Annotated in this window: 2 protein-coding genes; both read left to right on the top strand. The window is 48.0% G+C overall.

Annotated features, from left to right (window positions below; translation table 11 throughout):
• Positions 1-336 precede the first annotated feature (336 nt).
• Positions 337-999: a bifunctional 4-hydroxy-2-oxoglutarate aldolase/2-dehydro-3-deoxy-phosphogluconate aldolase gene (locus IQ257_RS29530; protein ID WP_193882798.1), complete on the top strand. Its 663-nt coding sequence runs from the start codon at positions 337-339 to the stop codon at positions 997-999.
• Between the two features lie 81 nt (positions 1,000-1,080).
• Positions 1,081-1,593 (top strand): L,D-transpeptidase, encoded by a 513-nt coding sequence (locus IQ257_RS29525; RefSeq protein ID WP_193882801.1) that lies wholly within the window; start codon positions 1,081-1,083, stop codon positions 1,591-1,593.
• Positions 1,594-1,786 lie beyond the last annotated feature (193 nt).

The raw sequence follows: 1,786 nt of genomic DNA, 5'->3' as shown, positions 1-1,786 counted from the left end.
GGGAGCTGGGGGAGCTGGGGAGAGAAAATTAGAGCTTATCCGACGGATTTAATTTTTCAGCTTCAGCCCGAATAATAGCAGTTTCTTGCCTCTGTTCTTTGATGAACGCTGTTACTTCAGCAACTCGTAACCCCGAGTTTCGAGCAATTTGTTTGGGGGCAGGTTGCGATCGCCTAAATTAAAAATTTCTGGCTGTTGTTCTGGATGCATGGTTTTTTCTAACAGCTTGATATCGCAGTTCTCACTTACTTCAGGTGCAGTCCCACTCCCTACTCCCTGCCTTGATCAAGGTATACCTCACCAGATAGAGAAACGCTATATTCAAGTACAGCAGATATGAGACACCAGAGCGTGAACCTATCCAATCAATCTTGGTTAAAACTGTTGCAGCAGCATCGGGCGATTGCTGTGATTCGGGCGTTAGAGTACTCCCTAGGGCGTCATATGGCTCGGGCTGTAGCGGCGGGTGGATTATCATTAATCGAGATTACTTGGAATAGCGATCGCGCTCCTGAACTCATCACTCAACTCCGTCAAGAATTACCCACTTGTATCATTGGCACCGGTACGATTTTAAACGTAGAGCAGTTGCAGCAGGCAGTTAATGCTGGAGCACAGTTTCTGTTTTCTCCCCACACTCATATCCCCTTAATTCAAGCAGCAGTAGCGGCGGGTGTGCCGATTGTACCGGGAGCACTTTCTCCCACAGAAATTATCACCGCCTGGGATGCTGGTGCTAGTTGTGTTAAAGTATTTCCCATTCAGGCAGTAGGTGGAGTCAGTTACATTAAGGCATTGCAAGGTCCCCTGGGGCAGATTCCTCTGATTCCAACAGGGGGCGTGACGTTTGCCAATGCATTTGATTTTATTAATGCCGGAGCAATTGCTGTGGGGCTTTCGGGAGACTTGTTTCCCAAGGCGTTGATGGCGGCGGGGGATTGGGATGCGATCGCTCAACGCGCCAAAACTCTTCGACAACAGTTGCACACTCAGGGGTAAAATAGAGTTATTAGTGCCGTGAGCCGTTCCGAGTGAGTCTGTTCGCTGCGGTGGTGAATTCTGATGGGGAGGTACTAATTTATGAAAACAATCAGGACTCCTAAGTGGGTGCGTTACTCTGGTACCGTTTTAACGGGTATCGCCTTATCTGCAACAGCATTGGGTTTTTGGACAGAACCCGCTTTCCCCACTCCGATACGCGAACAGATTGCAGCCAGAATGATAGCGCTGCAAAATTCAAGCGATCGCTGGATTCAAATTGATATTCCCAATCAACGGCTCATTGCTTGGGAGGGGGGCAATCAAGTCTATGCGGTGATTGTCTCCACAGGGAAAAACTCCACCCCTACCCGTCCCGGTACCTTTACGATTCAATCCAAGCGACGAACTGACCGTATGCGGGGACAGGGTTATGATGTCCCTAATGTTCCCTATGCTATGTATTATGATGGGGGCTATGCGATTCATGGAGCCTACTGGCATAAAAACTTTGGGACGCCCGTCAGTCACGGTTGCATCAATGTGGCGGTGGATCACGCTGAGTGGCTGTTTAATTGGGCGTCGGTGGGAACACCTGTCGTTATTCATCAGTAGATCAGGGAGTTTCAATTAAAAAATATCCAAATGTAGGGGCAGTCGCTGGACATCCGTATTCGCATAAGAGTATTCCAAGAAAAAGATGATCCAAAACCAGGGATACTGAGAGAGTAATTAGTGTGCAATCTGCTGTATGTCTTCAGAATCGTTAATCAAACTAAGTGATAGTCTTCGGTCGTTGTACATCAAG

It is taken from the genome of Coleofasciculus sp. LEGE 07092 (assembly GCF_015207375.1).
Lineage (GTDB): Bacteria > Cyanobacteriota > Cyanobacteriia > Cyanobacteriales > Coleofasciculaceae > LEGE-07092.
The sequence above is the reverse complement of the archived record's forward strand: the minus strand, read 5'-3'. Positions and strand labels throughout refer to the sequence as shown.

Bases quoted from the DNA above. Each gene is read 5' to 3' on its own strand.
- IQ257_RS29530 (WP_193882798.1), top strand. From the start codon at position 337: ATGAGACACCAGAGCGTGAACCTATCCAATCAATCTTGGTTAAAACTG.
- IQ257_RS29525 (WP_193882801.1), top strand. From the start codon at position 1,081: ATGAAAACAATCAGGACTCCTAAGTGGGTGCGTTACTCTGGTACCGTT.